Source organism: Intestinibacter sp., assembly GCF_034113885.1.
Taxonomy (GTDB): Bacteria; Bacillota; Clostridia; order Peptostreptococcales; family Peptostreptococcaceae; genus Intestinibacter.
In genome coordinates, this window is record NZ_JAXEWM010000146.1 from 55,898 (window position 1) to 61,897 (window position 6,000).

Here is a 6,000-nt window from a genome sequence, read left to right on the forward strand (position 1 = left end):
TTGAAGCTCTATCTATTTATCTGTATCAGCTTGTTCTTCTGCATCTTTTTTAGTGCTTTCTTTTTCTTCTAATTCCTTTAATACCTTTTCTATATCTTCAACTACATTTCCACCTGCAAATTTTATAGCTTGGTTGACTGCATTTTTAATAGCAAATCCATCAGAGCTTCCATGAGCCTTTATAACTCCACCTTTTACTCCTAGAAGCGGTGCTCCACCGTATTCAGTATAGTCCATCATAGATTTTATAGCTTTGAAATCATCTTTTAGCATTAAAGCTCCCATTTTACCTTTGAAAGAAGACATAAATCTTTCCTTCATAAGTCCCATAAGTCCCATAGCAACACCTTCACATGTCTTTAGAAGTATATTTCCTGTAAATCCATCACATACTATAGCGTCGCATACTGAATTTATGACATCTCTAGCTTCTACATTTCCTACAAAGTTTAAATCTAGTTCTTTAAGCTCGTAGAAAGAATTTTTCATGAGGTCATTTCCCTTTCCTTCTTCTACACCTATATTAGCAAGACCTATTCTAGGATTTTCGATATTTAAGACCTTTCTTAAGTATATATCACTCATGAAGGCAAATTGTACTAAGTTTTTAGGTTTACAGTCGGCATTAGCACCACCGTCTGCAAGAAGTGTTATTCCTCCTTTTACATTTGGAAGTCCTGGACATAGGCAAGGTCTATCGATTCCCTTTATTCTTCCAACTACGAATAATCCTCCCGCTAAAAGAGCTCCTGTATTCCCAGCAGAAACTATTGCATCAGCTTTTTTATCTTTTACTAATTTCAATCCTACAACCATTGAAGAATCCTTTTTACGTCTGACTGCTTGTACTGGTTTATCTTCGTTTTCGATAACTTCAGTCGTATGTACTATTTCTAGTTTACTTTTATCGTAAGTTTTTGACTCCAATTCCTTTTCTATTATGTCCTTATCCCCTGTCAAAATGACATCTACACCGTATTCATTTATAGCTAAAACAGCGCCTTCTATTGTAGATTTAGGAGCATTATCTCCACCCATTGCATCTATTACTATTTTCATTTATTTCCTCCTCTTTATAAATTATTAATTTATAGTATTTCCATTTTTTATTTTATATAACTATCCTCAAATAAATTTAGAGGAGTATGAGTTAACTCCCCTTTTATTCATTCAAAATTTAAAACTATCTATTATATTATAACTTATATTTAAGTAAAAAAAAACATGTAGTCTAAACTACATGTTTTTTTATATCACTATTCAGCTACGATTTCTTTACCATTGTAGTGTCCGCAAGAAGGACAAACTCTATGTGGTAATTTTGGTTCATGACATTGTGGGCATTCTACGAATCCTTTAACTGTCATTTTTGAATTAGCCGCTCTTCTCATTTTAGTTTTTGATTTAGCTGTTTTACGTTTAGGTACTGCCATTTAAGCCACCTCCTTAATCATTTTTGAACAAATCTTTTAATTTAGCAAAACGTGGATCTATATCATCCTCGTCACTTGCAGTTTCGCTACATGAGCAAGTTTCTTTGTTTAAATTAGCTCCGCATCCTGGACAAAGACCCTTACAGTCCTCTTTACAAAGAACCTTATGAGGTAAGTTAAAGTCTAAAGTCTGCTCTATTACTTTAATTAAATCTACTTCATCAGTTTCTACAATAAAAGCATCGTAATCTTCAAAGTCATCTTCGTCAAAGCCTTCACTAACTAAGAAACCATCAATTGTATAACTTATTGGCACTTCCACCGGTTCTAGACATCTAGAACAACTATCTATTATTGTAAAATCCACATCTGCAACTAGATGAATTTCATCCTTTGCATTTTTAGAAATTTTACCAACTAGATTCACGGGTGAAGCTAATTTGTATTTGTTATCACAATAACTAATAGTATCAATTTTTTGCGAAAAATTCAAGTCTATTTTACCAGTTTCTCTTTTATTTAACTCATTAAGACTAATTATCATATTTTTCACCTCAACATTATTACCAAATTTATTATACAAATAGGATTAATGTTTGTCAAGTATTTTTACTTGATACTTATAATACTATTTTGTTTAGGTATAAAAGATATCTATATCTCATATACACAATTTAAGGTAGGTCTAAGCCTACCTTAAATATTTATATTATAATCAAATTTAACAAATTATATAACTATAATTATTTAACTAATTCTAATGTATCTCTAGCTATCATTAATTCTTCGTTAGTTGGTATTAATAATACTTTAACTTTAGAATCAGCAGCAGATATAACTCTTTCTTCTCCTCTTACTTTGTTAGCTTCAGCGTCCATTTTAACACCTAATACTTCTAAGCCAGAAGCGATTTCTAATCTGTTGTCTATACCATTTTCACCTAAACCAGCAGTAAATACTATAGCATCTACACCGTTCATTTCAGCAGCATAAGCACCTATATATTTTTTAACTTTTTTGTGGTAAGCAGCTAATGCGTTTACAGCTTTAGCATCACCTTTTTCTGCAGCTTCACCGATATCTCTGAAGTCAGAAGATATACCAGTCATTCCGTATACACCAGATTCTTTATTCATTAATTTATCTATACCATCAGCATCTAAGCCTTCTTTTTTCATTATGAAAGGTAATATAGCTGGATCTATGTCACCACATCTAGTTCCCATTATTAAACCTTCAAGTGGAGTAAGTCCCATTGTAGTATCTACAACTTTTCCACCATCTACAGCAGCTATAGAAGCTCCGTTTCCTAAGTGGCAAGTTATTATTTTTAAGTCAGCTATGTCTTTTCCTAGCATAGCAGCAGCTCTTTGAGATACATATTTGTGAGAAGTTCCGTGGAATCCGTATCTTCTTACACCGTATTGTTCATATAGTCTGTATGGAAGACCATATAAGTATGAAGAAGCTGGCATTGTTTGATGGAATGCAGTATCAAATACAGCAACATTTGGAACCCCTGGAAGTACTGCTTTTATAGCATCTATACCCATTAAGTTTGCTGGGTTGTGAAGAGGAGCTAAATCGTTGCAAGATTTTATAGCTTCTATAACTTCATCAGTTATTACAACTGAAGATGCGAATTTTTCTCCACCGTGTACAACTCTGTGTCCTACAGCGTTTATTTCATCCATTTCTTTAACTCCACCGTAAGTTGGATCTAAAACACCTTCAAGAACTAATTTTATAGCATCTTGATGATCTTTCATAGGTTGTTCTTTAACGTATTTACCTTCTACACCGTCTTTTTTTTGAGTAAGTATAGAACCTTCTATACCTATTCTTTCAACTAATCCTTTACATAATACTGCTTCATTTTCCATATCGATTAATTGATATTTTAATGAAGAACTACCACAGTTTAAAACTAATATTTTCATTAGTAAACCTCCTTAATATTTAATGAATAATATGTATTAAGCCTTAATGACTTCTATTTTATTATACTACATAAAAAAGCCTTAATTAATAGAGATTATTAAATTAATATAGACTTTTTATTTTCTAATAAATTCAGACAATTAAAATTCCTAAATTAATATATCATTTTTTTCAAAAAAAGTACATACTATTTTGAATAAAAAAACATATTCATTTACTTATCGTCTCATATATAATTATAATATATTTATTGCATTATTGGTTAAAAAAAATACAATTTATCGATATTTTATTTATATATTTTAAAGAATTTTTCAATATCTATTTAATAGCCCTTGAATTATTATTCCAATTAATTAAAATAATAATCATATTATATAAAAAAGGAGAAAATTTTATGAATTTACTTGGTTTAATAGTGGAATACAATCCATTTCACAATGGTCATTTATACCATTTAAATGAATCAAAAAAAATCACCGGTGCAACTCATACAATAGCTGTGATGAGCGGAAATTTTATGCAGAGAGGTACACCTGCTCTTTTAGATAAATTTACTCGAGCTGAAATGGCTGTAAAAAATGGAGTCGACCTAGTTGTAGAATTGCCTACGCTATACGCATGCCAGAGTGCAGAAATTTTTGCACATGGAGGGATAACTTTACTTAATTCCCTAAACTGTGTAAATTCTGTATGTTTTGGAAGTGAAATAGGCGATGTGGAAATACTGTACTTAATATCAAAAATCTTAATAGAAGAACCATTAAAATTTAAAGACGCCCTTAAAAACTACTTAAATGAAGGTTTCCCTTTTCCAAAAGCTAGATCATCTGCCTTATTTGATTATATAAACGAAAATAAACTGTACAATACTTCAGAAGAAAATTTGACAGAGATATTAAATTCTCCAAATAATATACTTGGAATCGAGTACATAAAGAGCATATTAAAGCTAAATAGCTCAATTAAACCGTATACAATAAATAGAATTAACGCTGGCTACAATAGTTTAAATATAGATAATTCGATATGCTCTGCATCTGCAATTAGAAATGCTTTAAAAAATAATAGAGATTTAAATGCTATAAATTATACTATTCCAAAGCCAACTTATGACATGATAAACAATATTCTAGAAAATGGATTTAATCCCGTTTTTGGAGACGACTTTTACCAAATACTATATTCTATTATCATAAGGGATAAAGACAATTTAACTGATTATTTCGAAGTAAATGAGGGTATTGAAAATAAAATTTATAATTCTTTATTTAAATGCACAAATTTTGAAGAGCTCCAAAATGAAGTAAAATCTAAGCGATATACTATGACTAAAATTTCTAGAACGCTGAATAATATCATGCTTGGGATAAAAAAAGAAGACATCCTGAAAACTAAGGATTTAAATAGTATACCTTACTTGAGAGTTCTAGCCTTCAACGATAAAGGCTGCGAAATACTTAAACAAATAAAAAATAATTCTGATATTGAGGTTATCACAAAATTTTCAAAAATAAAACATATTGATAGAGATAACTTCAAAACTTTGATAAACTACGATATTAAAGCCACTAATATGTACAATTTAATATACTATAAAAATAATATTTCTATGTTGAAGGGGCCTATGGATTACATGACCTCTCCAAAATACATAAAATAATACAAATTTACGACTGGGAGGAAAACAATGGAAAACAACACTGCAATTGAAGATCTATCGAGTTCTTCAAAAACTACATCTAAAAACAACACTATAAAAGGAACCTTATTCGCACTAATCGCTGGAACATTATGGGGATTATCTGGTATATGCGCCCAATTTCTATTTCAACAGAGAAACCTTACGCCTGAATGGGTAGTATGCGTTAGGCTTATATCTTCTGGAGTGATACTATTATCTATAGCCTATATAAAGGAAAAAAACGAAATATTTAAAGTTTTTAAATCTAAAAAGCACACTAAGGATTTGGTTTTATTCGGCATTTTAGGTATGTTCGGGGTCCAATATAGTTATTTTGTAGCTATAAAATACTCAAATGCCGCTACAGCGACTGTTATACAGTATTTAGGACCTGCTATTATACTGATTTACCAATCATTAAAAAATAAATCACTGCCTTCATTTATAGAATTATTTGCCTTGATACTTTCTCTGTTAGGCGTATTTGTTTTAGTAACTCATATGGATATAAATAGTCTAGTTATCTCTGGAAAAGCCTTATTTTGGGCAATAACAGCCGCGTTTTGCCTTGCATATTATACAGTCAAACCTGGTAACTTGCTAAACAGGTTCAGCAATATATGCGTTACTGGTTGGGGAATGTTAATCGGAGGTGTAGCATTCAGCTTTATAAAACCTATATTCGATATAAGTGGAACCTTTGATATATACACTATAGCTGTAATAATAATAGTAATAATATTTGGTACAATTATTCCCTTTAGCATATACGTTATAAGTACAAAATTGATAGGACCTACTAAGACTAGTTTATTTTCGACAGTAGAACCTGTATCATCTGCTGTATTCTCTATATTTTTATTAAATCTAGCATTTGGATTTATGGATTTTTTAGGTACAGCTATGATAATCGCCATGGTAATTATATTGTCTATAAATAAA

6 protein-coding genes are annotated in these 6,000 nt (G+C 30.6%); 2 read left to right on the forward strand and 4 right to left on the reverse strand.

What is annotated here, in order from left to right; translation table 11 throughout:
- Window positions 1-12: 12 nt before the first annotated feature.
- The 4 genes from plsX to SPD90_RS09160 form a co-directional block, all read right to left on the reverse strand.
- Complete coding sequence (plsX, locus tag SPD90_RS09145; RefSeq protein WP_320925016.1) at window positions 13-1,059, reverse strand: phosphate acyltransferase PlsX; 1,047 nt, start codon at window positions 1,057-1,059, stop codon at window positions 13-15.
- Window positions 1,060-1,256: 197 nt separating this feature from the next.
- Window positions 1,257-1,433, reverse strand: a complete 177-nt coding sequence (gene rpmF / locus SPD90_RS09150) for a 50S ribosomal protein L32 (protein ID WP_290685579.1) — start codon at window positions 1,431-1,433, stop codon at window positions 1,257-1,259.
- Between the two features lie 13 nt (window positions 1,434-1,446).
- Window positions 1,447-1,977 (reverse strand): YceD family protein, encoded by a 531-nt coding sequence (locus SPD90_RS09155; protein ID WP_320925017.1) that lies wholly within the window; start codon window positions 1,975-1,977, stop codon window positions 1,447-1,449.
- A 199-nt stretch (window positions 1,978-2,176) separates the two neighbouring features.
- Window positions 2,177-3,373, reverse strand: a complete 1,197-nt coding sequence (locus SPD90_RS09160; protein ID WP_320925018.1) for an acetate/propionate family kinase — start codon at window positions 3,371-3,373, stop codon at window positions 2,177-2,179.
- A gap of 398 nt (window positions 3,374-3,771) precedes the next feature.
- Between SPD90_RS09160 and SPD90_RS09165 the strand changes: the two genes are divergently transcribed.
- Together SPD90_RS09165 and SPD90_RS09170 are read left to right on the forward strand one after the other, a co-directional pair.
- Window positions 3,772-5,037, forward strand: coding sequence for a nucleotidyltransferase (locus tag SPD90_RS09165; protein ID WP_320925019.1), 1,266 nt, complete (start codon window positions 3,772-3,774; stop codon window positions 5,035-5,037).
- Between the two features lie 27 nt (window positions 5,038-5,064).
- On the forward strand, window positions 5,065-6,000 hold a 936-nt coding region (locus SPD90_RS09170), incomplete at its 3' end, for a DMT family transporter (protein ID WP_320925020.1).

What these genes read in the sequence shown, in the direction of transcription:
- SPD90_RS09165 (WP_320925019.1), top strand. Translation starts at nt 3,772, where the DNA reads ATGAATTTACTTGGTTTAATAGTGGAATACAATCCATTTCACAATGGT.
- SPD90_RS09160 (WP_320925018.1), bottom strand. Translation starts at nt 3,373, where the DNA reads ATGAAAATATTAGTTTTAAACTGTGGTAGTTCTTCATTAAAATATCAA.
- SPD90_RS09155 (WP_320925017.1), bottom strand. Translation starts at nt 1,977, where the DNA reads ATGATAATTAGTCTTAATGAGTTAAATAAAAGAGAAACTGGTAAAATA.
- rpmF (WP_290685579.1), bottom strand. Translation starts at nt 1,433, where the DNA reads ATGGCAGTACCTAAACGTAAAACAGCTAAATCAAAAACTAAAATGAGA.
- plsX (WP_320925016.1), bottom strand. Translation starts at nt 1,059, where the DNA reads ATGAAAATAGTAATAGATGCAATGGGTGGAGATAATGCTCCTAAATCT.